The sequence below is a fragment of the Pseudomonas parafulva genome (assembly GCF_002021815.1).
Lineage (GTDB): Bacteria > Pseudomonadota > Gammaproteobacteria > Pseudomonadales > Pseudomonadaceae > Aquipseudomonas > Aquipseudomonas parafulva_B.
This window is the reverse complement of sequence record NZ_CP019952.1, coordinates 1,089,744-1,114,794: the sequence shown is the minus strand read 5'-3', so window position 1 is coordinate 1,114,794 and position 25,051 is coordinate 1,089,744. Positions and strand designations below refer to the sequence as shown.

Annotated in this window: 17 protein-coding genes; 14 read left to right on the top strand and 3 right to left on the bottom strand. The window is 62.4% G+C overall.

Annotation, left to right across the window (positions count from 1 at the left end):
- The first annotated feature begins 268 nt into the window (after positions 1-268).
- Positions 269-1,189 (top strand): ornithine carbamoyltransferase, encoded by a 921-nt coding sequence (gene argF, locus B2J77_RS04930; RefSeq protein WP_058605178.1) that lies wholly within the window; start codon positions 269-271, stop codon positions 1,187-1,189.
- Positions 1,186-2,295 carry an ABC transporter ATP-binding protein gene (locus tag B2J77_RS04925; protein WP_058605179.1) on the top strand — a complete coding sequence of 370 codons (1,110 nt, stop codon included), beginning with the start codon at positions 1,186-1,188 and terminating at the stop codon, positions 2,293-2,295. The genes argF and B2J77_RS04925 overlap by 4 nt, the downstream gene beginning before the upstream one ends.
- A 74-nt stretch (positions 2,296-2,369) precedes the next feature.
- On the opposite strand, the gene ybaK is transcribed toward B2J77_RS04925, so the two are convergent.
- Positions 2,370-2,840, bottom strand: a complete 471-nt coding sequence (gene ybaK / locus B2J77_RS04920) for a Cys-tRNA(Pro) deacylase (protein WP_058605180.1) — start codon at positions 2,838-2,840, stop codon at positions 2,370-2,372.
- Positions 2,841-3,138: 298 nt separating this feature from the next.
- Here ybaK and B2J77_RS04915 point away from each other — a divergent pair, with 298 nt between their 5' ends.
- The 4 genes from B2J77_RS04915 to glpD all read left to right on the top strand — a co-directional run bounded on the left by B2J77_RS04915 (position 3,139) and on the right by glpD (position 8,154).
- Positions 3,139-3,990 carry an MIP/aquaporin family protein gene (locus tag B2J77_RS04915; RefSeq protein ID WP_058639698.1) on the top strand — a complete coding sequence of 284 codons (852 nt, stop codon included), beginning with the start codon at positions 3,139-3,141 and terminating at the stop codon, positions 3,988-3,990.
- Positions 3,991-4,038: 48 nt separating this feature from the next.
- Complete coding sequence (glpK, locus tag B2J77_RS04910) at positions 4,039-5,538, top strand: glycerol kinase GlpK (protein ID WP_078478096.1); 1,500 nt, start codon at positions 4,039-4,041, stop codon at positions 5,536-5,538.
- Positions 5,539-5,666: 128 nt separating this feature from the next.
- A complete protein-coding gene (locus tag B2J77_RS04905; RefSeq protein WP_058639696.1) occupies positions 5,667-6,422 on the top strand; it encodes a DeoR/GlpR family transcriptional regulator in 756 nt (251 codons plus the stop codon).
- 202 nt (positions 6,423-6,624) lie between these two features.
- Complete coding sequence (gene glpD / locus B2J77_RS04900; protein WP_078478095.1) at positions 6,625-8,154, top strand: glycerol-3-phosphate dehydrogenase; 1,530 nt, start codon at positions 6,625-6,627, stop codon at positions 8,152-8,154.
- 28 nt (positions 8,155-8,182) lie between these two features.
- Here the strand turns inward: glpD and B2J77_RS04895 are convergent, their stop codons facing one another.
- The gene (locus B2J77_RS04895) at positions 8,183-12,250 is read right to left on the bottom strand and encodes an NEL-type E3 ubiquitin ligase domain-containing protein (RefSeq protein WP_228385164.1); all 4,068 of its coding nucleotides are present in this window, start codon (positions 12,248-12,250) and stop codon (positions 8,183-8,185) included.
- Between the two features lie 370 nt (positions 12,251-12,620).
- On the opposite strand from B2J77_RS04895, the gene B2J77_RS04890 reads away from it, so the two are divergent.
- The 7 genes from B2J77_RS04890 (at position 12,621) to metR (ending at position 20,168) form a co-directional block, all read left to right on the top strand.
- On the top strand, positions 12,621-13,538 hold the full coding sequence (locus B2J77_RS04890; protein WP_058639693.1) for a glutamate/aspartate ABC transporter substrate-binding protein: 918 nt from the start codon (positions 12,621-12,623) through the stop codon (positions 13,536-13,538).
- A gap of 142 nt (positions 13,539-13,680) precedes the next feature.
- Positions 13,681-14,427, top strand: a complete 747-nt coding sequence (locus B2J77_RS04885) for an amino acid ABC transporter permease (RefSeq protein ID WP_058605186.1) — start codon at positions 13,681-13,683, stop codon at positions 14,425-14,427.
- A complete protein-coding gene (locus B2J77_RS04880; RefSeq protein WP_023535230.1) occupies positions 14,428-15,099 on the top strand; it encodes an amino acid ABC transporter permease in 672 nt (223 codons plus the stop codon).
- On the top strand, positions 15,096-15,830 hold the full coding sequence (locus tag B2J77_RS04875) for an amino acid ABC transporter ATP-binding protein (protein WP_058605188.1): 735 nt from the start codon (positions 15,096-15,098) through the stop codon (positions 15,828-15,830). Before B2J77_RS04880 ends, B2J77_RS04875 begins: the two co-directional genes overlap by 4 nt.
- Before the next feature lie 73 nt (positions 15,831-15,903).
- Positions 15,904-17,808 (top strand): sensor histidine kinase, encoded by a 1,905-nt coding sequence (locus B2J77_RS04870; protein ID WP_058639300.1) that lies wholly within the window; start codon positions 15,904-15,906, stop codon positions 17,806-17,808.
- Positions 17,805-19,133, top strand: coding sequence for a sigma-54-dependent transcriptional regulator (locus B2J77_RS04865; protein ID WP_027915364.1), 1,329 nt, complete (start codon positions 17,805-17,807; stop codon positions 19,131-19,133). The genes B2J77_RS04870 and B2J77_RS04865 overlap by 4 nt, the downstream gene beginning before the upstream one ends.
- Before the next feature lie 117 nt (positions 19,134-19,250).
- Positions 19,251-20,168: a transcriptional regulator MetR gene (gene metR, locus B2J77_RS04860; protein WP_023535218.1), complete on the top strand. Its 918-nt coding sequence runs from the start codon at positions 19,251-19,253 to the stop codon at positions 20,166-20,168.
- On the opposite strand, the gene B2J77_RS04855 is transcribed toward metR, so the two are convergent.
- A complete protein-coding gene (locus B2J77_RS04855) occupies positions 20,152-20,565 on the bottom strand; it encodes an NUDIX hydrolase (RefSeq protein WP_078478093.1) in 414 nt (137 codons plus the stop codon). The two genes, metR and B2J77_RS04855, sit on opposite strands and share 17 nt — an antisense overlap.
- Positions 20,566-20,697: 132 nt before the next feature.
- On the opposite strand from B2J77_RS04855, the gene B2J77_RS04850 reads away from it, so the two are divergent.
- Entirely contained in the window at positions 20,698-25,026 is a 4,329-nt protein-coding gene (locus tag B2J77_RS04850) for a DNA glycosylase AlkZ-like family protein (RefSeq protein WP_078478092.1), read from the top strand.
- Positions 25,027-25,051 lie beyond the last annotated feature (25 nt).

The window sequence follows — 25,051 nt, the reverse complement described above, 5'->3', positions numbered from 1 at the left end:
AGGCCCTGCCCGTTTGCCAATGTGCCCTCAAGCCGTGTACAAACAGCCGTAGCAAATAAAACACAGCGATACAGTGCCCTGCGAAACCCCTTGCAACATCGCCGGGGGTGCCAAGCGGTTTCACCCCTTGGTTTCAGGCGACATTTAATTATAGTATTGCGCCTTTCCCTATTCGTCCGCCCCGTGCGGCTTACGCCGCAGGTCACCGCCGTTGTCAAAAAAAACCGCACGGTCGGCCTGCATACTGTTGCAGATAAGGTAGTCAATCATGAGCGCTAGGCACTTTCTCTCCCTGCTGGACTTCACCACCGACGAATTGCTCGGGGTGATCCGCCGCGGCATCGAGCTGAAGGACCTGCGCAAGCGGGGCGTGCTGTTCGAGCCGCTGAAGAGCCGTGTGCTGGGCATGATCTTCGAAAAATCGTCGACCCGCACCCGCGTGTCGTTCGAAGCCGGGATGATTCAGCTTGGCGGCCAGGCCATTTTCCTGTCCCCGCGCGATACCCAACTGGGCCGGGGCGAGCCGATCGGCGACAGCGCCATCGTCCTGTCGAGCATGCTCGACGTGGTGATGATACGGACCCACGCCCACAGCACCCTGACTGACTTTGCCGCCAAGTCCCGCGTACCGGTGATCAACGCCCTGTCGGACGAGTCGCACCCCTGTCAGCTTCTGGCCGACATGCAGACGTTCCTCGAGCACCGTGGGGCAATCGAGGGCAAGACCGTCGCGTGGATCGGCGACGGCTTCAACATGTGCAACTCGTACATCGAAGCGGCCCGGCAATTCGGTTTCCAGCTGCGCATCGCCTGCCCCGAGGGATATGAGCCCGACCCACGGTTCCTGGCCATCGGCGCTGAGCACGTGCAGATCGTGCGCGATCCCCGTGAAGCGGTAAAAGGTGCTCACTTGGTGACCACCGACGTCTGGACTTCCATGGGCCAGGAGGAGGAAACTGCTCGTCGCCTGGCGCATTTCGCGCCGTACCAGGTCACCCGCGACATGCTCGACCTGGCAGCACCCGACGTCTTGTTCATGCATTGTCTGCCCGCCCACCGTGGCGAGGAAATCAGCCATGATCTGCTCGATGACCCCCGTTCGGTCGCCTGGGATCAAGCTGAGAACCGTCTGCATGCACAAAAGGCACTCCTGGAATTTCTTGTCGAACCGGCTTACCACCACGCATGAGTCAACCTCTACTGCTCAACCTGCGCAACCTTGCCTGCGGCTATGGCGACCAGCGCATCGTCCAGAACCTGAACCTGCATCTGAATGCAGGCGACATTGGCTGCCTGCTGGGCTCGTCCGGCTGCGGCAAGACCACGACCTTGCGAGCCATCGCAGGTTTCGAGCCGGTGCACGAAGGCGAAATCCAACTGGCCGGCAACGTCATTTCCAAGGCCGGTTTCACCCTGGCGCCGGAGAAGCGCCGCATCGGCATGGTGTTTCAGGACTATGCCCTGTTCCCCCATCTGACGGTGGCGCAGAACATCGCCTTCGGCATCGCCAAGCACCCGCGCCAGGCGGCGGTCATCGACGAGATGCTGGACCTGGTCAAGCTGGGTGGGCTTGGTGGCCGTTACCCTCACGAGCTGTCCGGCGGCCAGCAGCAGCGGGTGGCACTGGCACGGGCGTTGGCGCCAGAGCCGCAATTGCTGCTTCTGGACGAGCCGTTTTCCAACCTTGACGTGGAGCTTCGTCGCAGGCTCAGCCACGAGGTACGGGATATCCTCAAGCAGCGCGGTACCAGCGCCATCCTGGTCACCCATGATCAGGAAGAAGCCTTCGCGGTCAGCGATCAGGTTGGGGTGTTCAAGGAAGGCCGGCTTGAGCAGTGGGATACACCCTACAACCTGTACCATGAACCGCAGACACCTTTCGTGGCCAGTTTCATCGGCCAGGGCTATTTTATCCGTGGCCAGATGACCAGTGTGGAAGCCGTCAGCACCGAGCTGGGCGAGCTGCGAGGCAACCGCGCCTATCGCATGGCTGCCGGCAGCTCGGTGGATGTGTTGCTACGTCCGGATGACATCGTGCATGCCCCCGACAGCCCGTTGCGCGCAGTGATCGTGGGCAAGAGTTTTCTCGGCGCCTCGACCTTGTACCGCCTGCAACTCCCCACCGGCAGCCAGCTCGAAGCGATCTTCACCAGCCATGTGGATCGTCAGCCAGGAGAAGAGGTGGGCATCGCAGTAAAAGCCGATCACTTGGTGGTGTTTCCGGTGCCAGGCAGCATTGCAACCCAGACGGTGCAGCAGGCAACAGGCGTTCGTCGCCACAGTGGGCCGAACTGACGCCAGGCCCGGGCTACGTCTTGAGCGGGCCCGCTACCGGCTCAACCCGAGCAGGTAGCAAGGATGAATGGGCATCACGTTCTGCCAATACTGGCAAAGGTGGCCTGGGTATGCTCGGCCAGGGTCGTTGCCGCCAGTTCCACCTCCAGCCCACGTCGTCCGGCGCTCACATGGATAGTCGCAAAACGCTGCGCCGCCTCGTCGATGAAGGTGCGCAGACGTTTCTTTTGCCCTAGCGGGCTGATCCCACCTACCAGATAGCCTGTTGCCCGCTGCGCCTTGACAGGGTCGGCCATCTCGCACTTTTTCACCCCCGCCGCATGCGCCAAGGCCTTGAGATCAAGGGTACCCACCACAGGCACCACCGCTACCAGCAACTCCCCTTTCTCGCTACAAGCCAGCAGCGTCTTGAATACCTGCTGCGGGTCCAGGCCGAGCTTATCTGCAGCTTCCAGTCCATAGGACGCTGTCTTGGGGTCATGCTCGTAGCTGTGAACGTGATAGTGCGCGTGATGCTTTTTCAGCAGGTCCAGAGCGGGCGTCATACGAAGTTCCGGTGTAAGACAGATCGGCAGCTACTTTAGGTCAATTCCCACATTCCAGCCAAGAAGCCCGTGCGCCCCGCTCTACGATGGGGCATCACGCTTGTGGCCGTTGCCCAAAACGTGACTGACCGTTCACTTTCGACCTTTGACATCAGCGTTTCTTGTCTATATTTTTTCGTTTCTGAATGCCGGGGGTGCACCTTCACGGTGCACCTCATATCCGCCCAGGACCATCCGGAAGGTCCGGGCCTTGCTGTCGAGCCCCGCGCGACTCACAACAAAAACAACGAGGTCATACATGACAATTGCCCAAGGCCAACCCACGCTGTCCAGTCAGTGCCTGGCCGAATTCCTCGGTACTGCGCTGCTGATCTTCTTCGGTACCGGCTGCGTCGCCGCGCTCAAAGTCGCAGGCGCAAGCTTCGGACTCTGGGAAATCAGCATCATTTGGGGGGTGGGAGTCAGCATGAGCATCTACCTCACCGCCGGGATCTCCGGTGCACACCTGAACCCTGCCGTCAGCATCGCGCTGACCCTGTTCGCCGGCTTCGAGCGGCGCAAGCTGCCTTTCTACATGCTTGCCCAAGTGTGTGGTGCCTTCTGCGGCGCGGCGCTGGTCTACACCCTCTATAGCAGCCTGTTCTTCGATTTCGAACAAGCGCACGCCATGCTGCGCGGTAGTGAATCCAGCCTGGACCTGGCAGCGGTTTTCTCGACCTATCCCCATCCTTCCTTGTCTACGGCGCAAGCGCTGCTGGTGGAGGTGGTGATCACGGCGATCCTCATGGCCGTCATCATGGCCCTGACCGACGATAACAACGGCCTACCCCGCGGCCCGATGGCGCCGCTGCTGATCGGCCTGCTAATCGCGGTGATTGGCAGTGCCATGGGGCCCTTGACCGGCTTTGCCATGAACCCGGCACGCGACCTGGGCCCGAAAATCATGACGTTCCTGGCAGGCTGGGGCGAAATCGCCTTTACCGGCGGCCGAGATGTGCCTTACTTCCTGGTGCCGATATTCGGCCCTATCATCGGCGCCTGCCTGGGTGCTGCCACCTATCGTGGCTTGATTGCCCGCAATTTGCCCGCAGCTCCAACGTCCACGCCTGCGGCAAGCGATGGTCGCCAAGGCGATACGCAAGTCAACTGAGCACGGCAGACAGACCCGCCACGACCCCTATTTTGCAAGGCCAACACCATGACAGACACTCAGGACAAGCAGTACATCATCGCCCTGGACCAGGGCACCACCAGTTCGCGTGCGATCATCTTCGACCGCGACGCCAATGTGGTCGGCACCTCCCAGCGTGAGTTCGTCCAGCATTATCCGCAGGCAGGTTGGGTCGAGCACGACCCCATGGAAATCTTCGCCACCCAGAGTGCGACCATGGTCGAAGCACTGGCCCAAGCTGGCATCAGCCATGCCCAGGTCGCGGCCCTGGGCATCACCAACCAGCGCGAAACGACCGTCGTCTGGGACAAGGAAACCGGCCGCCCGGTATACAACGCCATCGTCTGGCAATGCCGGCGCAGCACCGAAATCTGCGCCCAGCTCAAGCGCGACGGCTTTGAGGACTACATTCGTGAAACCACGGGTCTGGTCACCGACCCGTACTTTTCCGGTACCAAGCTCAAGTGGATCCTGGACAATGTCGACGGCGCCCGGGAACGCGCCGAGCGTGGCGAGCTGCTGTTCGGCACCGTCGATACCTGGCTGATCTGGAAGTTTTCCGGCGGCAAGGTGCATGTCACCGACTACACCAACGCCTCGCGAACCCTCATGTTCAACATCCACACGCTGCAGTGGGATGAAAAGCTGCTCGACATCCTGGGCATCCCTGCGCAAATGCTGCCAGAGGTGCGCTCCTCTTCCGAGGTCTATGGGCATACCAAAAGTGGCATCGCCATCGCCGGCATCGCCGGGGACCAGCAATCGGCCCTGTTCGGGCAGATGTGCGTGGAACCGGGGCAGGCGAAGAACACCTATGGCACTGGTTGTTTCCTGCTGATGAACACGGGCGACAAGGCCGTCACTTCCTCCCATGGCCTGTTGACCACCATCGCCTGTGGCCCGCGCGGTGAAGTGGCCTATGCCCTGGAGGGGGCCGTGTTCAACGGCGGCTCGACGGTCCAGTGGCTGCGCGATGAACTGAAGATCGTCAATGACGCGTTGGATACCGAGTACTTCGCCAGCAAGGTCAAGGACAGCAATGGCGTCTACCTGGTGCCTGCCTTTACCGGCCTTGGCGCCCCCTACTGGGACCCTTATGCCCGCGGCGCGCTGTTTGGCCTGACCCGCGGCGTCAAGGTGGATCACATCATCCGCGCAGCACTGGAGTCCATCGCCTACCAGACCCGCGACGTGCTCGATGCAATGCAGCAGGACTGCGGCCAACGCCTGTCCGAACTGCGGGTTGACGGCGGCGCGGCGGCCAACAACTTCCTGATGCAGTTCCAGGCCGATATCCTCGGCACGTGCGTCGAGCGCCCCAAGATGCGCGAGACCACGGCGCTGGGTGCAGCCTACCTGGCGGGCCTGGCTTGCGGTTTCTGGAGCAGCCTGGACGAATTGCGCAACAAGGCGATCATCGAGCGGGAGTTCAGCCCGCAACTGGATGAAGCGCAGAAAGAGAAGTTGTACGGTGGCTGGAAAAAAGCCGTCGATCGCACCCGCGATTGGGAAGAACACGACGCCTGATCACCGTAGGCAACGGCGCAGTCCGCTCCATGGCCTGCGCCGGATCCACCCTTCGGACGCCACGCTGGTCGTCATCCCCGTCCTACGGCATCATTGCAGCATTTGTCAGGCTGCTCCGAAGGACGTCCATGAATTTGCCTCCACGCCAACAACAAATCCTCGAACTGGTCCGCGACCGCGGCTACGTCAGTATCGAGGAAATGGCGCAGCTGTTCGTCGTTACCCCGCAAACGATCCGCCGCGACATCAATCAACTGGCAGAGCTCGACCTGTTGCGCCGTTACCACGGGGGCGCAGCCTACGATTCAAGCGTCGAGAACACGGCGTATGCCATGCGCGCCGACCAGATGCGTGATGAAAAGCAGCGCATCGCCGAGGCTGTCGCTCGGCAGGTGCCCGATCATGCCTCACTGTTCATCAATATCGGCACCACCACCGAATCCATCGCGCGTGCCTTGCTCAACCACAGCCAACTGAAGGTCATCACCAACAACCTGCACGTCGCCTCCATCCTGGCGGCCAAGGATGACTTCGAGGTCCTGGTGGCGGGCGGTACCGTGCGCCGTGACGGCGGCGTCGTAGGCCAGGCCAGTGTCGACTTCATCAATCAGTTCAAGGTCGATTACGCCCTGGTCGGTATCAGCGGCATCGATGAAGACGGGAGCCTGCTGGATTTCGACTATCAGGAAGTGCGCGTATCCCAGGCGATCATTGCCAATGCTCGGCAGGTGATCCTGGCAGCGGACTCCAGCAAGTTCGGGCGCAATGCCATGGTGCGCCTGGGCGCCATCAGCCTGGTCGACTGCCTGGTGACCGATCAGACCCCAACCCCTGCCCTGGTCCAACTGCTCAATGAACACAAGGTGCGTGTCGAAGTGGTTTAGGTTGTCTAGACCGGCACTGCAACTGTGGGCGCGGCACAAGCCCGCGCCGCACTGGCTTTTTTCGTTAATGTTCATTTGCTTGTCACCTGATCAGTATTTTCTATGAATACGGACTGGCGAGTCGCGTCCTCTTGCGCTAGTATTTTCGGAAACGAACATAAATGTTCACTTTCGATACAAATTGCTCCAGGAGGCCTTCCCTGTGTCCCAGCCCGATTCGACCAGCGCTCCCGTCGCCGATTGCTATGACCTGGTGGTGATAGGCGGTGGCATCAACGGTGTGGGCATCGCCGCCGACGCTGCCGGCCGCGGCCTGAAAGTCTTTCTGTGTGAAAAGGACGACCTGGCCCGGCACACCTCATCAGCCAGCAGCAAGCTGATTCACGGTGGTCTGCGCTACCTTGAGCATTACGAGTTTCGTCTGGTACGTGAGGCCCTGGCCGAACGCGAAGTCCTGTTGGCCAAGGCACCGCACATTGTTAAGCCCATGCGCTTCGTGCTGCCCCACCGCCCCCATCTGCGCCCTGCCTGGATGATCCGTGCTGGCCTGTTCCTGTACGACCACCTGGGCAAGCGCAAGCGCCTGGGCGCCTCGCGCAGCCTGCGATTTGGCGCGGGCTCCGCGCTCAAGCCGGCCATCACCCGCGGTTTCGAATATGCCGACTGCTGGGTTGACGACGCTCGCCTGGTGGTCCTCAACGCCATGGCCGCCCGTGAACATGGCGCGCATATTCACACCCAGACACTGTGCCTGGGCGCCAGGCGTGTCGGCGCCATCTGGGAAGTGGATGTGCAGCACGCCGACGGCAGCACCCGGATGGTGCGGGCCAAAGGGCTGGTGAACGCCGCCGGCCCATGGGTTGCGCAGTTCATCAAGAACGACCTGAAACTGGACGCTCCTTACGGCATTCGCCTGATTCAGGGGAGTCACCTGATCGTCCCCCGGCTGTATGAAGGCGAGCACGCTTACATTTTGCAGAACGAAGACCAGCGCATCGTTTTCTGCATCCCGTATCTTGATCGTTTTACGCTGATCGGCACCACTGACCGTGAATACACAGGCGACCCTGCCAAGGTAGCGATCACCGATCAGGAAACCGACTATCTGCTGAAGGTGGTCAACGCCCACTTCAATCACCAGCTGCAGCGCAGTGACATCTTCAGCACCTATGCAGGCGTTCGCCCCCTGTGCAATGACGAGTCGGACAACCCGTCGGCCGTTACCCGTGACTACACCTTGGCACTGTCCGCCGCCCACGGTGAAGCCCCCCTGCTCTCGGTCTTCGGTGGCAAGCTCACCACTTACCGCAAGCTGGCCGAATCGGCCATGGCCGAACTCAAGCCATTCTTCAGCCAGATGGGCGGCAGTTGGACGGCCGAAGCAACCCTGCCGGGCGGCGAGGACATGACCACGCCCCAGGCACTTGAAGAAGCCTTGCTTGCTCGGCATACCTGGCTCGCCCCGGCCATTGCCCAGCGCTGGGCACGCACCTATGGCAGCCGCGTCTGGACACTGTTGGCAGGCGTCGAAGGCCCGCAGGACCTGGGTCAGGCCATTGGTGCGGGGCTCTTTGCCCGCGAGGTGGATTACCTGTGCGAGCATGAGTGGGCAACCTGCCTTGAAGATATCCTGTGGCGTCGTACCAAGCTTGGGCTGTTTACCACGGAGGCGGAACAGAACACCCTCGCCCAGTACCTGAAAAAGGCAACGCAGCGCAGGCACGCCGCCTGACCCAGGTGCGCCGCCTGTCAGCCCATGCTCACAGGCGGTTGTAGGCCTCAATGGCGAGCTCATGGTAAAGCGCCTGCTCCTGGGCATCGAGTTCAGCCTTCAAGGCAGCAGCTTGCTGTAGATAGACCTGCTCCCCGTGCTCGCCGGCGGTGCGCTCGGCGGCCTCGAGCCGTTCGTGAAACGGTGCCGCCAGCGCCTCGAAACGTTCGCGATAATAGCTGCGCACAAACGACTGCCAGAACTCGCGTTGCGCTAGCGCTGCTGCCAGCACATCCAGACTTTCACCCGCCAGTACCCGGTCTCCGGCCAGCCTGACCTGCCGACTGATGACGTCGCTGAATTCCGGGTAGTTCATGTAGCTCGGCTGAGCCGGCAACCCCAAGCGACTCGCCAGATTGACCCGATAAGCCAGGTACACTTCGATGTCATCCACCATCGCATAGGGATCGCGTCGCATTTGCTCGATGTGCCGAGCGGCAATACTGTCCACCTGGTCCAGGCGGTACAGCGAACGGCCAAGTCGCAAGAGTTCGCGCTCAGTCTGCCCGGCACTCGTCCCAGCCGTATGCATGGCGATATGCGCCCTCACCTCCAGTTGACTGAGCAGCAGCAACAGACGGTCATCGCAGGTTTGCGGACCTTGGGTCTGCAAGTAGACCGATTCGCGGACATCCGTACTTTCAGCACACAACTCCAGGATGTGCCATATACGTGCGCGGTAGTACTGCGGCCGTTCGTCAAAATCGTCAGACTCGGCAAAGTCGGCGAGGAACCGGAACAGATCGGCCGACCCCTCATCGTCGAGCAAGGCGCTCCAGATGCGTTCATACCGATGGCGTATCTCTGGCTTGGGCCCAATCCAGCTGTCTCGCAGTTCGTTGTCAACGGACACTCGGGCATGGTGGCGTGGGGCGCGTGAGCCCTCGTTTGCAGAGGCGAGTGCTTGCTGACTGGCTTCGTCCAACGGATTGTCGTGCAGGGACAGTTGCTGGATGCGGTCTCCAAGCGCGCGCAGGTGCTCGTTGACCTCACGAATCTGGTTTTCACGGATGTCCATCAGGCCGCGCCACAGCACTTGATGGGGCTGCGGGGGGTTCAACAGGCCCGTGTTGCGCAGTGAAATCGCACGCAGATGACGCAGGGCAGACAGGTTCGGTACGCGGCCGATCGGATTACCGCTCAAGCTGATGTGTTCAAGGTGGGTCAGCCCGGTCAGCACCGTGTCACTGTCGGGTTGCAGTACGATCCGATTGTCATCAAGGCGCAGTGTGCGCAACTGCCCCAGACCGCTGAGTCCTGTAGGCAGCTGCGTCAACTGGTTGCCGCGCAAATCGAGCACCTGCAAGTGCGGGAAGCGTCTGAGAAATGCATCGCTGACATAGGTAAGCGCCAGGTTGCGCAAGGCCAGTTGCCGCACGTGATTGAAATCGATGTCACCAGGCAGGTCAGGTAGCGTGCCTACCTGCTCGCCCTCTAGACGCAGCACATACTCATCATTCTCGGACGCGACCGTCTTGCGTCGCCAAGCGCGGCGAATGTGGGTGGCCACCCCGCGTCGGCGGCGCCGATCAATGAAGCCATTGCCCTGGCGCTCCCAGGAGGCGAGGGACTGACGCAGACGTTCCAGTCGCCCTTCGAGATCGCTCAGGTGGTCCCAAAGGTTCACGTCGCGCTCGATCAATTGCGCCAGATAAGCGTCCATCTGGTCATCGGTCAGTGTCGGGTAAATGCGGCGTATGCCCCGACGCAGTGCTTGCCGACTGCTCTCGCCCCGCCCGCTGAGGGGATAACCGATACGGCCATCCTGGAGTCGGCGAGGCGGATTGAAGCGACCACCCAGCGCCGTCATCCCCAGCGACTGGGCCGTCTTCCCACGGTCGGCAGCCGCCCTATGCAGCAGATCTGCCCCTAATTCAGCTGTCGTAATCGATGGGCCGCCGAAAGCGGTTTTCTGGGTTTCATCCAGGGTCTGCAGCAGGCATGCCAGCAGCCCTTGGTCCCGGGCCTGGATAGGATGTGCTTGCAACTGATATCCCCCGATGTTCTGCACGATCACCTCGGTGCGCTGTGCATCAGCCGGGCCGTGGAAGACCACTAGCTGGCCCTGAGCCTCCCCCAAACGCACCTCGATACGTGTTGACACGGGCCATGGCGATGTTTCATCGATCAGCGCCAGGGCCAGGCGCAGTGTGTCCAGGTTGGCGGCATGCTCATGCTCGAGCCCCAACAACGCGCGATCGATGCGGCTTTCACGCAAAGCCCAACGCGCTCGCTCAGCAAGCGGCAGGGGTACCTTGCCGCTCATCAGCGTCGCCAGTTGTTCGGTGGTGGCGCACTCCACGATTTCTTGCGCCAGTGGCACTGACAGGCCGGTGAAGTCGCGAGTGAGCGTATCCACGCCAACGCCTGGCTCGCCCACTGAAAGTGCCAGCGCTTGCTCGACCAACAGCTCGGAGGTCGGCCCTTGGCTATGCAGCAGGTGCCGTGCCTGCGCTTCCCTGAGCCGTGCTGGCGCCGGCTCCTCGTGTAAACGCAAGCTGCGCAAGTGTTCAGGCGACAGACCCGTGACCTGCATCAGCACGTCGGCATCCAGGTTGGATACCTGCTCAAGATCGGCGCCAAAACTGCGCATCAATTCACCCGGATGCTCCAGGCTGTGGGCCGACGCCGGCATCTTTTTCAGACGCAACCCCCTGTTGGCCACCCTCACCGGCGTGAGGCCGTCGACCAAACCGATGCGCTCTAGCGCGCCGCCGATCGTAGACTGCGCAGCCCCAAGCACTGCGCCCGTGGCCACGACCTGCGCCACATTGAACACATGGGCCAGCGCTTGCTGCCTGTCGCCTATCTGCCAAGCCTCGTAACCGTCGTAGACTTCGCGCGCGACGTCTACGGCTGCCGCTACGAACAAAACTTCGCCCAAGCCGGGAACGAACTGCGCGGCCAGGGTGAGCGCATCGAGCCCTGCCCCTTTCAAGGCGTCGATGCGCTCGTGCCGCTCAAGTTGAGTCAAATCGCCCGTAGGGACGGCCAGCACCCGGGCATCGTCGATCATTGTATTGAGCAAGCGTTTACGCAGGCAGGCAAAGACAGAGCCTTTTATTGCGAAATGGCGACCATCGATGGCGAGCGGTGTAGATCCACCAGAGGATTTGTTCAATTGCGCCAACTGGGCCAGGAACGCAGGCTGCTCGCGCTGGGCGATCAAGCTGACGAAATACCGTCTATATTGACGCTCACGCAGCCGCTTGCCGAGGTGCTCGTAAAATCCAGCCCAGTCCGCATGCCGCCCGATGGGCTCGGCCGGGTCATCGGAAAACCAGCTTATCAAGCCGTGCATGGGCCCATTGGCCGCTGCGCGAAGCTCAATGACCAGGCAACGCTGAACGGGCTTGCCTAGGACAAATAGCTCGAACGGCTGGAACCCCTGAGTCACGGCCGGTACGGTCGGCTTCTGGGCTATCAGTGGCAGAAGTGCCAGGTAGTCTTGCTCGGTCAACTGCCCTTTGAGCCTGGCCATCCTGACTGCAACATCGAGTGCCGCACGTAGACGCTCCTCGAAAATCTGTTCTACCGCACGCTGCCCAAAATCGGCGGGTGCTGGGGGGCGCGCCTTGGGGAACAAGCACGTACGCAGCTGCTGCTGGTACTGCCCGCCCAGGTCCAGCTGCCGGCAGAGCCGAGCAAACGCTTCGAAGGAGAGCGGCAATACAGTGCCGTTTGCCTCTTGCAAGTGAGCGCGCCGGTGCAGGCCGGGAAAGGTCTCGCTTTCATGAAAGTTGTGCAGCGCGGCCACCAGCAGCGACTCTTTGCTGTAAAGCGCTCTCATAGGTGTCTGCAGTCGAGGCGCGGCACTGGGTATCGCAACTTTGTCATGCAGCACCACCTGGGCGGTGTCTACATTCACCTCACCCAAGCCCCTGGCTCGCAGCGCCTCCTGAAGTAATGGGCGGGCAAAGGTCTCTAGCCCAGGCAACGTTTTCAAACGCGCCCTGACCGCCTCGCTCGACAACTGTTCAAGATCGAGCGCCCGGTGGAATGTGCTCAGCAGGTCCGGATCAGCGCTGGTCAGCCAAGCCGGCAACGCCTTCGCCACACATGCATCAACGGAAAGATGAGGTAGTGCGTTATCTGCCACAGATCTTCCTCTGGTCTGGAAAACGGCGTAGCAGAACATCGGGCTGTCATGGGCAGGTGTTACATATGGCTGGGTACACAAGCATGAACACTCATTCGGATAACCGAACATGAAATTGAAGGTCATTCGAATTTCCGACTCTGTTGAAAAACTCGAATTAGTCGAACAAGGCTAACGCCCTCGCTTTCAGCGGGGCTAACATGCTTCACGGACCTTGGCACGACTTCTGCTCATATCCATCAACCGGATGCAACAGCTGCCGTATCCGTTGAACGAAAGAGTCCGCCAACGGCTCCATAAAAAAAACAAACACGTCGAGGAAAATTTGATGCGTATCGTTCGTCAATTGCTGGGCGCCGCCATCGCGGCTGCTGTAATCGCTTCGCCGGCCATGGCCGAAGAACTCACCGGCACCCTGAAGAAGATCAAGGATTCAGGCACCATCACCTTGGGCCACCGCGACTCCTCCATCCCGTTTTCCTACCTGGCCGGCAAGCCAGAGCCTGTAGGCTATTCCCACGACATCCAGCTGGCCGTCGTCGAGGCCCTGAAGAAGCAACTGGGTACCGACATCAAGGTCCGCTATAACCTGGTCACTTCCCAGACCCGCATCCCGCTGGTGCAGAACGGCACCGTCGACCTGGAGTGCGGCTCCACCACCAACAACGTCGAGCGTCAGCAGCAAGTCAGCTTCTCGGTGGGTATCTTCGAGGTTGGCACCCGTCTGCTGACCAAGGTCAAAGACGGTCAGCCGGCCTACAAGGACTTCGCAGACCTGGCTGGCAAGAACGTAGTGACTACCGCAGGCACGACCTCCGAGCGCATTCTCAAGGCCATGAACGCCGACAAGCAGATGAAGATGAACGTGATCTCCGCCAAGGACCACGGTGAAGCCTTCAACATGCTCGAGAGCGGCCGCGCCGTGGCCTTCATGATGGATGACGCGCTGCTGGCTGGCGAAATGGCCAAGGCTCGCAAGCCGTCGGACTGGGTCATCACCGGTACGCCGCAATCCTATGAAATCTACGGTTGCATGGTGCGCAAGGGTGATGAGCCCTTCAAGAAGGCCGTGGATGATGCGATCGTTGGCTACTTCAAGTCCGGTGAAGTCAACAAGAGCTACGACAAGTGGTTCCAGCAGCCAATCCCGCCAAAAGGCCTGAACCTGCAATTCCCGATGAGCGACGAGCTCAAGAAGCTGATCGCCGAGCCGACCGACAAGGCGGCAGACGAGAAGAAATCCTGACCCCCAGCCTGGAGCCTGCCGCGCTGCAAGGCGCGAATTAAACCGGCAGGCTCCCCGTTAGTGTCTAACCTTTCATCCGAGGGCAGTTTGCCCTCGGAAGCTGGAAGGTGCCCGTGAAACAATCGTCTGAGGGGAAATCCCGATGAATTACAACTGGGACTGGGGCGTATTCTTCAAGTCCACTGGCGTGGGCAGCGAAACCTATCTGGACTGGTACATCACCGGCCTGGGGTGGACCATCGCCATCGCCATTTCCGCCTGGATCATCGCCTTGCTGCTGGGATCGATCCTGGGCGTGATGCGTACCGTGCCTAACCGGCTCGTTTCCGGTATCGCCACCGCTTACGTCGAGCTGTTCCGCAACGTGCCTTTGCTGGTGCAGCTGTTCATCTGGTACTTCCTGGTGCCGGACCTGCTGCCAGAGGGGCTGCAGGAATGGTTCAAGCAGGACTTGAACCCGACCACGTCGGCCTTGATCAGTGTGGTCGTGTGCCTGGGCCTGTTCACCGCCGCACGGGTGTGCGAGCAGGTTCGCACCGGCATCCAGGCCCTGCCACGTGGCCAGGAATCGGCAGCGCGGGCGATGGGCTTCAGCCTGTCGCAGATCTACACCAATGTGCTGCTACCACAGGCCTTCCGCATCATCATCCCGCCACTCACCTCCGAATTCTTGAACGTGTTCAAGAACTCCTCGGTGGCTTCGTTGATCGGCCTGATGGAACTGCTGGCGCAAACCAAGCAGACCGCCGAGTTCTCGGCCAACCTGTTTGAAGCGTTCACCTTGGCCACGTTGATCTACTTCACCCTCAACATGGGCCTGATGCTGCTCATGCGCGTCGTCGAAAAGAAAGTGGCGGTACCTGGCCTGATCTCTGTAGGGGGCAAGTAAATGGACCTGGATTTCAGCGAAATCATCCCCGCCCTGCCCGCCCTTTGGGATGGCATGGCCATGACCCTGCAACTGATGGTGATGGGCGTCATCGGCGGCATCGTGCTGGGCACCCTGCTGGCGCTGATGCGCCTGTCGTCGAATAAACTGCTGTCCAGGTTGGCCGGCGCCTACGTCAACTATTTCCGCTCGATCCCCTTGTTGCTGGTGATCACCTGGTTCTACCTGGCGGTGCCGTTCGTGCTGCGCTGGATCACCGGGCAGGACACGCCGGTGGGGGCCTTCACCTCCTGCGTGGTCGCCTTCATGATGTTCGAGGCGGCCTATTTCTGCGAAATCGTGCGTGCCGGTGTGCAATCGATCTCCAAGGGCCAGATGGGCGCGGCCCAGGCATTGGGCATGACTTATGGCCAGACCATGCGCCTGATCATCCTGCCCCAGGCCTTCCGCAAGATGACGCCCTTGCTGCTGCAGCAAAGCATCATCCTGTTCCAGGACACGTCCCTGGTCTACACGGTAGGCCTGGTCGACTTCCTCAACTCGGCACGCTCCAACGGCGACATCATCGGGCGCTCCCATGAGTTCCTGATCTTCGCCGGCGTCGTGTACTTCATTATCAGCTTCTCCGCTTCGTGGCTGGTCAAGCGCCTGCAAAAAAGGATCACCGTATGATTTCCATCAAGAACGTCAACAAGTGGTACGGGGACTTCCAGGTGCTGACCGACTGCAGCACCGAGGTCAAGAAAGGTGAGGTGGTGGTGGTGTGCGGGCCTTCGGGGTCGGGCAAGTCCACCCTGATCAAGTGTGTGAACGCGCTGGAGCCTTTCCAGAAAGGTGACATCGTGGTCGACGGCACTTCGATCGCCGATTCCAAGACCAACCTGCCCAAACTGCGCTCGCGCGTGGGCATGGTCTTCCAGCATTTCGAGCTGTTCCCCCACCTGACCATCACCGAAAACCTGACCATTGCCCAGCGCAAGGTATTGGGCCGCAGTGAAGCCGAAGCCACCAAGAAGGGCCTGGCCCTGCTCGACCGCGTCGGCTTGAGTGCCCACGCCAAGAAGCACCCCGGGCAGTTGTCCGGCGGCCAGCAGCAACGGGTCGCCATTGCGCGAGCATTGTCCATGGACCCGATCGTCATGCTGTTCGACGAGCCCACCTCGGCCCTGGACCCGGAGATGGTCAACGAAGTGCTGGACGTGATGGTCGAGCTTGCCCACGAAGGCATGACCATGATGTGCGTGACCCACGAAATGGGCTTTGCCCGCAAAGTGGCCAACCGCGTGATATTCATGGACAAGGGGCACATCATCGAGGATTGCCAGAAGGAAGACTTCTTCGGCAACCCCGAAGGCCGTCACGAACGCACCCAGCACTTCCTGAGCAAGATCCTTCAGCACTGATCCTGCCTCATCGAGCCGCTCGGCCCCGCCGCCCTTCCGGGCAGCGGGCGCTGGCCGTGACGAGGTCACTGTGATGAAATGCGACCCCTCGCTCCTGTTACCTGCCAAGCCTGCCGTGAAAGCCCGCCTTGTTCGCCAACTGCTGTTACCCCCGCTGATCATCCTGCTGATGATCGGGCTGGGCATGGCCGGGTTCCTGATCAGCGAGAGCAACGGCATACGCGTGCTCAGTGAAAATGGCGAGCGCCAGTTGGAATTGCATGCGCGTACGGTCGAGAGCGAAATCAGCAAGTACACCTACCTTCCCAGCCTGCTGGAACTCGAAGACAGCGTGTCGCACCTGCTGACAGACCCTGATGGTGGCTCACGGCAAACCGTCAACGAATACCTCGAAGGCCTCAACCGGCGCAGCCGCAGCCGCGCGATCTTCGTGCTCGATACCCAAGGGCGGGTGCAGGCCACCAGCAACTGGCGCGATACCGACTCGTTCCTGGGCGAGGACCTGTCGTTTCGCGCGTATTTCCAGACCGCCGTGCGTGGCGAACCCGGGCGCTTCTACGGCATCGGCAGCACCACGGGCGAAGCTGGCTACTACTTGGCCCACGGGCTTGAGGAGCACGGCAAAATCATCGGCGTTGCCGTGATCAAGGTGCGTCTCGATACCCTGGAGGAACGTTGGCAGCGGGCCCGCCTGGAAGCGTTCGTCAGCGACGAGAACGGGATCATCATTCTTTCCAGCGATCCGGCTCGACGCCTCAAATCGGTGCGTCCACTGACCCCGCAAACCAAGGAGCGCCTGGCGCGCAGCCTGCAATACTACTGGTGGCCGCTCAATGAGCTGCAACCGCTGGGGCGCGAGACCCTGGCCGACGGGGTAGAAAAGCTGACCTTCCCGGCCAACAGCGAAACGGCCCAGGGCAACCCCGATGAGGTGGCCTACCTGGCCCAGACACGTCGTCTGGTCGATACACCCTGGCACTTTACGCTGCTCACGCCGCTTCAGGATCTGCGTCGCGAATCCATGGTGCAGGGCATCCTGGTCGGTGTGGCGTTTGCCTTGCTGACCATTCTGGGCATCGCCTGGAACGAGCGACGCAAAGTCATCGCTACCCGCCTGGCAGCCCGCGAGGCGCTGGAGCAAGCCAATAGCCAGCTCGAGCGCCGCATCGCCGAGCGTACGGCCGACCTGCGGGCCAGCAACGAACGGCTCAAGGGGCAGATACGCGAGCGCCGTCATGCCGAGCAGACCCTACGCCAGGCGCAAGACGAACTGGTTCAGGCTGGCAAGCTGGCAGCCATCGGACAGATGTCCACCAGTATCGCCCACGAACTCAATCAACCCTTGGCGGCGCTGCGTACCTTGTCGGGCAACACCGTTCGGTTCATCGAACGCGGCGCACTGGAGACCGCCAGTACCAATCTGCGTACCATCAATGGCCTGGTCGACCGCATGGGCCGCATCACCGCCAGCCTGCGTTCATTCGCCCGACGCAGTGACGACAGCGGCCAGGCCGCGGTGGCCAAGGCGGTCGAAGCCAGCCTGCAGGTGCTGGCAGAACGGATCAACAGCAGCCACCTGCAGGTGCACCGCCATTACCAGGACCTGCAGTTGGCCATCGACCAGACCCGGCTGGAGCAGATCCTGGTCAACCTCATCGGCAACGCCCTGGATGCCATGGCTGTCCAGCCCCAACCGGCCTTGTGGCTCGAAGGCGAACTGCAGGGGGATAAATACCGCTTGCAGGTGCGCGACAACGGCCATGGCATCGATCCAGAGGCACGCAAGCATCTTTTCGAACCGTTCTTCACCACCAAGCCGGGCGACAATGGCCTTGGCCTGGGCCTGACCCTCTCGGCTAGCCTTGCTGCGGCCGCCAAGGGCAGCCTCAGTGTCGAGCACCCTGCCAGCGGCGGCACAGCTTTCGTGCTGATCCTGCCCTTGGCCTCCACCCCCAGCGAATCGGCAGACTCTCCATGACCCAAGCGCCCCTTACCGTTCTGATCGTCGAAGACGACCCCCATGTCCTTCTTGGGTGCCAGCAGGCACTGGCGCTGGAGGACATCGGTTGCGAAGGCGTAGGCAGTGCCGAACAGGCGCTCGAGCGCATTGGCGATGACTTTGCCGGCATCGTGGTCAGCGACATTCGCTTGCCGGGTATCGACGGCCTGGAACTGCTCAACCGTCTCAAGGCGCGCGACCGCAGCCTGCCGGTGGTATTGATCACCGGGCACGGTGATATCGACATGGCCGTCGGCGCCATGCGCAACGGCGCGTATGACTTCATGGAAAAGCCCTTCTCTCCCGAGCGGCTGGTCGATGTGGTGCGCCGTGCGCTCGAGCAACGCGGCCTGTCCCGTGAAGTCTCGGCGCTGCGCCGCCAGCTTGCCGGGCAGAGCAGCCTGGAGGGGCGCATCATCGGTCGTTCGCCCGCCATGCAGCACCTACGCGAACTGATCGCCAACGTGGCCGATACCTCCGCCAATGTGCTGATCGAGGGTGAGACAGGCACCGGCAAGGAACTGGTGGCCCGCTGCCTGCATGACTTCAGCCGTCGCCAGGGCCAGCCCTTCGTGGCATTGAATTGCGGTGGCCTGCCCGAGAACCTGTTCGAAAGCGAGATATTTGGCCATGAAGCCAACGCCTTCACCGGTGCTGGCAAACGGCGTATCGGCAAGATCGAGCACGCCAACGGCGGCACGCTGTTTCTCGATGAAGTGGAAAGCATGCCGATCAACCTTCAGATCAAACTGTTGCGGGTGCTCCAGGAGCGCACCCTGGAACGGCTCGGCTCGAACCAGAGCATTCCAGTGGATTGCCGGCTCATCGCGGCGACCAAGGCCGACCTCGACAGCCTGGGTCAGAGCGGGCAGTTTCGCAGCGACCTGTATTACCGCCTGAACGTGGTGACCCTCGAACTGCCACCGCTGCGCGAACGCCGCGAAGACATCCTGCAGCTGTTCGAGCACTTCCTGCAGCAATCGGCGCTGCGGTTCGACCGGGAGACGCCCACCCTGGACAGCCAGACGCTGTCACGGCTGATGGCCCATGACTGGCCAGGCAACGTGCGCGAACTGCGCAATGTGGCCGAACGCTATGCACTAGGGCTGCCCGCGTTCAAGAAAGGCCCCACGGGCACCAGCAGCCAAGGGCTGGGCTTTGCCGAGGCCGTGGAGGCCTTCGAGCGCAACCTGCTCAGTGACGCCTTGCAGCGCACCGGGGGCAACCTGAGCCAGGCCAGCCAGGAGCTGGGCATGGCGAAGACCACGTTGTTCGACAAGGTCAAGAAATACGGTCTGGGTTGATGGACCGAGGCGCCGCAATAGATCAGTCAATGGGCAAGGCACAGTCGACAGCGGCGGTAACATGAGGGAAACTCAACTCCAAGATGTTTACCCTCAGCCCTACCCTCGGAGTTAGCTGTGCTGGAGATCCGCCACCTGAAAACCCTTCATGCCCTGCGTGAAGCAGACAGCCTGGTCGAAGCGGCCGAGCGGCTGCACCTGACCCAGTCGGCCTTGTCCCACCAGTTCAAGGAACTGGAAGAGCGCCTGGGCCTGACGTTGTTCGTGCGCAAGAGCAAGCCCATTCGCTTCACCAGCGCAGGGCTGCGCCTGCTGCAACTGGCCGACGCCACGCTCCCCCTGCTGCGTGGCGCCGAGCGGGATATCGCCAGACTGGCCGGCGGCACTGCCGGTCGCTTGCACATGGCTATCGAATGCCACAGCTGCTTCCAGTGGCTGATGCCCACCATCGATCAGTTCCGTGATGCCTGGCCTGAAGTGGAACTGGACCTGGCCTCAGGCTTCGCGTTCGCGCCCCTGCCCGCCTTGGCCCGTGGTGACCTGGACCTGGTGGTGACCTCCGATCCCCTGGACTTGGCCGGCATTACCTACGTTCCCCTGTTCACCTACGAAGCCATGCTGGCGGTGGCCAACCAACATCCGTTGGCCAGCAAACCCTACATGGTGCCCCAGGACCTGGCGGACCAGACCCTGATCACCTATCCGGTGGAGCGTGACCGTCTGGACATCTTCACCCGCTTCCTGGAGCCAGCCGACATCGAGCCTGCGGCCGTACGCACCTCGGAGCTTACGGTCATGATGATGCAGTTGGTGGCCAGCGGCCGCGGCGTGTGCGGCATGCCCCATTGGGCCTTGCACGAATACAGCTCGCGCGGTTACGTCAAAGGCAAGCGCCTGGGCGAAAAAGGCCTGTTCGCAACACTCTACGCTGCCGTGCGCACCGACATGCTAGATGCACCCTATATGCGCGATTTTCTGCTGACGGCCAAAGACACTTCGTTCGCCACCCTCGACGGGGTCAGTGCGGTGCGCTGAGCAACTGGCGGTACAGCGGCAGGATCAGGTCACGGGTCAGGGGCGCCAGGGGCATTTCTGGCGTCTGGTCAGCGGCCAACCAAGTGATCTCCTCGATTTCGGCCGCCGGCATTACTGATGCCGCGCAGTCCACCCGGAACAACTCGGCCTGCACCTCGAACCCTGGCTCATTGGCTGCCGGAGCGCTGAACTGACCAAGGCGCACGGCCTTGGCGGGGTCGATCTGCAGGCCCAGTTCCTCGTGCAGCTCACGGGCCAACGCTTGAACCGGGGTTTCTCCGGCATCGATCTTGCCGCCCGGCTGCATGAATGCCTGAGTGCCGCGCTTGCGCACCAGCAGCGTGCGACCTTGCGAGTCCAGCAATAAGGCGGCGGCAATGCGGATGGTATTGGCCATGGGTGATCTCCCTGAAAATGGGCGGCGAGCATCCCATGCCTCCCCAGCCGTGACAAGGCCACTGCCAGGTTTGGACGTGGGCCGACGAATGGCCACTTGCCAACCCGGCCGGGACCCTTCATAACCTTCCCAATGACGCTTCCTGCCGCCAACCATCCCGTATTCGAGCTGTTCCATCCAGGCGTTGCGGCCTGGTTCTCAGGCCGTTATCCGTCGGTGACCGATGCCCAGGCTCAGGCCTGGCCGCTCATCCAGGCCGGTCAGTCCGTGCTGCTGGCAGCGCCGACCGGCTCAGGCAAGACGCTCAGTGCGTTTCTGGCGGTGCTCGACCGGCTGTTTCGCCAAGGGCTGGAGCAGGGCGGCACATTGCCCGCCCACACGCAGGTCGTCTACGTATCGCCTTTGAAAGCCCTGTCCAACGACATCCGCTTGAACCTGCAAATACCGCTGGAGGGCATCCAGCGCACACTCCAGGCGCAAGGGCACGCAGCCCCCACCATCACCACGGCGGTGCGCACTGGTGATACGCCCCAGAAAGAACGCATCGCCATGCGCAAACAGGCACCGCATATTCTGGTCACGACCCCTGAGTCCCTGTACGTGCTGATGGGTTCGGCCTCTGGGCGTGAAGGCCTGCGTACGGTGCACACAGTCATCGTCGATGAGATCCATGCCCTGGCCGGCAACAAGCGCGGTTGCCACCTGGCGCTGACCCTCGAACGCCTGCAAGCGTTGTGCGACCGTCCGCTGCGACGCATCGGCCTGTCTGCTACCCAGCGTCCGGTCGAGCGGGTGGCGCAGTTTCTGGTGGGCAGCGGGCGCGCCTGTGCCATCGTCGATGTGGGGCACGCCCGCCAGCGTGACCTGGCCATCGAAATCCCGCCGGTGCCACTGGGGGCGGTGCTCGACCAGGATGCCTGGGGGCTGGTGTACGATCGTCTGGCCGAACTGGCCCGTGCGCATCGCACCACCTTGGTGTTCGTCAACACCCGGCGGCTGGCCGAGCGCATCACCCGTCACTTGAGCGATCGGTTGGGCGCGGCTGCGGTGGCCGCTCACCACGGCAGCCTTTCCAAGGAAAGGCGCCTGAGCGCCGAGCAGCGCCTGAAGGCGGGCGAGCTGCAGGTGCTGGTGGCCACGGCCTCGCTGGAACTTGGCATCGACATCGGCGACATCGACCTGGTGTGCCAGATCGCCTCACCCGGCTCGATCGCAGCGTTCCTGCAGCGCGTGGGGCGTGCAGGACATCAGGTGGACGGGGTGCCCAAAGGACGGCTGTTCGCGACATCGCGAGACGACTTGATCGAGTGCGTGGCGCTGCTCGATTGCGTGCGCCGCGGCGAGTTGGATGAAGTGCAGGTACCGAAGGCCCCGCTGGATGTGCTGGCCCAGCAGATCGTCGCCGAGGCCAGCAACCAGCCCTGGCACGAGCGAGCGCTGTTCGACTGCCTGCGCCAGGCCATGCCGTTCGAAACGTTGGCGTACGAAGATTACGACGCCTTGCTTGGCATGCTTGCCGAAGGCTACAACGGCCGCCAGGGCGTGCGCGGCGCCTACCTGCACCGTGATGCCGTCAGCGCCATGGTGCGAGGGCGCCGTGGCAGCCAACTCACCGCCTTGACCAGTGGCGGGACGATTCCCGACAACGCCGACTACGCCGTCGTGCTCGAACCTCAGGCGCTGAACATCGGCAGCGTCAACGAAGACTTTGCCGTGGAGAGCATTGCTGGCGACATCTTCCAGCTAGGCAACGCGTCTTATCGCATCCTGCGCGTGGAGGCCGGGCGGGTCCGGGTCGAAGACGCCCACGGCCAGCCCCCCACGATTCCGTTCTGGCTGGGCGAAGCCCCTGGCCGCAGCCGCGAGCTCAGCGCCGCCGTGGCCAGGCTGCAAGGGCAGATCGATGAGCGCCTGCAACACGCCGATGGCTCGCTGGCGCATGTGCTGGCCTGGCTGCAAGCCACATTCGAACTGGACGCCAGCTGTGCCGAGCAGTTGCTGGACTACCTGGCCCGCACCCAGCAGGTATTGAGCGCCCTGCCCTCCCAGGACACCCTGGTGATGGAGCGTTTCTTCGACGAGTCAGGCGGCACGCAGCTTATCATTCATTCGCCGTTCGGTAGCCGCATCAACCGCGCCTGGGGTTTGGCCCTGCGCAAGCGGTTCTGCCGTACCTTCAATGTCGAGCTGCAAGCGGCAGCCAGTGAAGATGCCATCGTGCTGTCGCTGTCTACCAGCCACAGCTTTGCCCTCGACGAGGTGTGGCGCTACCTCGACAGCCGCAGCGCCGAGCAGGTGCTGATCCAGGCTGTGCTCGATGCCCCGCTGTTCGGTGTCCGCTGGCGCTGGAACGCGGGTGTGGCCATGGCCTTGCCGCGCTTTGCCGGTGGTCGCAAGGTTGCACCGCAGATCCAGCGCATGAAGAGCGAAGACCTGATCGCCTCGGTGTTTCCCGATCAGATCGCCTGCCTTGAAAATCTGTCCGGCGAACGGCACGTACCGGACCACCCGCTGGTTCGTCAGACCCTCGACGATTGCCTGCACGACGCCATGGATTGCGACGGTTGGCTGGCGTTGCTGCGGCGCATGGAAAGCGGTGCCGTGCGCCTGCTGGCGCGCGACCTGCCGGCGCCCTCGCCGCTGGCGTCAGCCATTCTCAACGCCAGGCCCTACACCTTTCTGGATGACGCCCCGCTCGAAGAGCGCCGTACCCAGGCGGTGCTCAATCGCCGCTGGGCGGATGTGCAGTCAGGTGATGAGCTGGGTGCGCTGGATGCGGACGCCATTGCGGCAGTGGCAGCCGAGGCCTGGCCGCAGCCGATCAACGCAGATGAAATGCATGAAGCGCTCATGAGCCTGGGCGCCATCAGCCAGCCCGAAGCTCAGGCAGGCGCACGCTGGCGTACGCTGCTTGATCAGCTTGCCAAGCGGGGCCGAGCCGTCTACCTGCCCGAGCAGAAGTTGTGGCTGGCCCGTGAGCGCCTGACGCTGTTGAAAGCCGTCTACCCCGATTGCCGCCTGGCGCCCGTGGTCGAGCCACTGCCAGGCTTCGATCAGCCAGTGGACCATGACCTGGCGCTGCCCGAACTGCTGCGTGCCCGGCTCAGCGGTCATGGGCCTGCCACCGTTGCCCAGCTTGCGACGCCGCTGGGCAAGTCCATCGCTGATGTGGAGCAGGCATTGGCCCGGCTCGAGGCCCAAGGCCATGTGCTCAGGGGGCATTTCAGCCCAGATGCAATTGACACTCAATGGTGCGAACGCCACCTGCTGGCGCGTATCCACCGCTATACCGTCAAACGTCTGCGCCGGGAGATCGAGCCGGTCAGCCTGCAGGACTTCATGCGTTTCCTGTTCCACTGGCAACACCTTGATCCGGGGCAACGGTTGCAAGGGCCGCAGGCGCTGCCTGTTGTGCTGGCCCAACTGCAGGGGTTTCCAAGTGCGGCCGGGGCGTGGGAAGCCGAAGTGCTGCCTGCACGCGTGCGCGATTACAGCCCCAGCTGGCTCGACGAGGCCTGCCGCAGCGGGCAGTTCGCCTGGAGCCGGTTGGCAAGTACCGTGTCAGCCAGCACGGTGGCCAGCACGCCCGTGGTGTTGCTGCCTCGCGAACACCTGCAGCTGTGGCGAAGCCTGGCCCCACCCCCGTGCCTCGACACCTTGGGACCACGTGCCCAGCGGGTGCATGACGCCCTGAAAACCCGGGGTGCACTGTTTTTCGACGAGCTGGCCCAAGAGGCCCGCCTGCTCCCCAGCGAACTGGAAACGGCCTTGCAGGCGCTGGTTGGCGCTGGCCTGGCCAATGCCGACAGCTTCACCGGGCTGCGTAGCCTGATCGCGCCGGCCGCCCGGCGCACCGCGCGTCGGCCGCGCTTCGGTCACCTGCCCTTGTCCAACAGCATGGCTTATGCAGGGCGCTGGGCCCTGCTGCCGCGCAGCGAAGCCGCGCCGGATCAGGATCAGCACATCGAAAGCATCGCTCGCCTGCTGCTGCAGCGCTACGGGGTGATGTGCTGGCGCCTGCTGGCGCGTGAGAGCGATGTGTTGCCGCCCTGGCGTGACCTGCTGCGCTGCTACCAGCGCCTGGAGGCGCGTGGGGAAATCCGGGGTGGGCGCTTCATTGCCGGGTTGTCCGGCGAGCAGTTCGCCTTGCCCGAGGCCGTGGCCATGCTGCGCCAGGTTCGCCGGCAAGCGGCGGACGGCACGTTGGTTCTGGTCAGTGCCAGCGATCCGCTGAACTTGATCGGCACGTTGCTGCCGGGGGCCAAGGTACCGGCCACCAGCGGCAACCGACTGCTCTACCGCGACGGCGTACCGGTGGCTGCGCGGGTGGGCAAGCGCTACGTCTATCTGGTCGAAGCTTGCGCAGCGCAGCAAACGCTGTGGCGACAGCTGCTGCTGCGCGACACGGCCTTTGCAGCGACGGACAAGTTGGCTATGGTCGGGGCTCACCCCAGGCCGTGAGCCTGACCGAGCCATCGCAAGGACC

Coding starts and splice junctions, on each gene's coding strand:
- B2J77_RS04880 (WP_023535230.1), top strand. CDS start 14,428: ATGGACCTGGATTTCAGCGAAATCATCCCCGCCCTGCCCGCCCTTTGG.
- B2J77_RS04925 (WP_058605179.1), top strand. CDS start 1,186: ATGAGTCAACCTCTACTGCTCAACCTGCGCAACCTTGCCTGCGGCTAT.
- B2J77_RS04905 (WP_058639696.1), top strand. CDS start 5,667: ATGAATTTGCCTCCACGCCAACAACAAATCCTCGAACTGGTCCGCGAC.
- glpK (WP_078478096.1), top strand. CDS start 4,039: ATGACAGACACTCAGGACAAGCAGTACATCATCGCCCTGGACCAGGGC.
- ybaK (WP_058605180.1), bottom strand. CDS start 2,840: ATGACGCCCGCTCTGGACCTGCTGAAAAAGCATCACGCGCACTATCAC.
- argF (WP_058605178.1), top strand. CDS start 269: ATGAGCGCTAGGCACTTTCTCTCCCTGCTGGACTTCACCACCGACGAA.
- B2J77_RS04915 (WP_058639698.1), top strand. CDS start 3,139: ATGACAATTGCCCAAGGCCAACCCACGCTGTCCAGTCAGTGCCTGGCC.
- B2J77_RS04855 (WP_078478093.1), bottom strand. CDS start 20,565: ATGGCCAATACCATCCGCATTGCCGCCGCCTTATTGCTGGACTCGCAA.
- B2J77_RS04850 (WP_078478092.1), top strand. CDS start 20,698: ATGACGCTTCCTGCCGCCAACCATCCCGTATTCGAGCTGTTCCATCCA.
- B2J77_RS04865 (WP_027915364.1), top strand. CDS start 17,805: ATGACCCAAGCGCCCCTTACCGTTCTGATCGTCGAAGACGACCCCCAT.
- B2J77_RS04890 (WP_058639693.1), top strand. CDS start 12,621: ATGCGTATCGTTCGTCAATTGCTGGGCGCCGCCATCGCGGCTGCTGTA.
- B2J77_RS04870 (WP_058639300.1), top strand. CDS start 15,904: ATGAAATGCGACCCCTCGCTCCTGTTACCTGCCAAGCCTGCCGTGAAA.
- B2J77_RS04885 (WP_058605186.1), top strand. CDS start 13,681: ATGAATTACAACTGGGACTGGGGCGTATTCTTCAAGTCCACTGGCGTG.
- B2J77_RS04875 (WP_058605188.1), top strand. CDS start 15,096: ATGATTTCCATCAAGAACGTCAACAAGTGGTACGGGGACTTCCAGGTG.